Source organism: Parvimonas sp. D9 (assembly GCF_035282565.1).
Taxonomy (GTDB): domain Bacteria; phylum Bacillota; class Clostridia; order Tissierellales; family Peptoniphilaceae; genus Parvimonas; species Parvimonas micra.
Genome location: NZ_JAYKBM010000201.1, coordinates 1 through 255 on the forward strand (window position 1 = coordinate 1; position 255 = coordinate 255).

Sequence of the window (255 nt, forward strand, 5' to 3'; positions counted from 1 at the left end):
GAGAATGCGGATATTGTTACCACTAATAACCACACCCAAAACTAAAACAATTTGAAACTTTTCCAACTTGGTAGATATTGGTATGTGATTATGTTACCATTATCACCGTGGGTGATAGCGACAAATTTCCTGTTACCACCGAAGGCAGAATGATTGCTGCCTTATTGATGACTGTGGGGGTGGGATTGTTTGGAACGTTTACGGCGTATTTGGCGAGTTGGTTTGTGGGGGAGGGGGAGAGGAAAACTGAAAAAT

Annotated in this window: 1 protein-coding gene; it reads left to right on the plus strand. The window is 42.4% G+C overall.

What is annotated here, in order from left to right; all coding sequences use genetic code 11:
- Nucleotides 1-77: 77 nt before the first annotated feature.
- Nucleotides 78-255, plus strand: a 178-nt coding sequence (locus VJI94_RS09015; protein ID WP_416383686.1) for an ion channel, incomplete at its 3' end; no start/stop codon positions are given.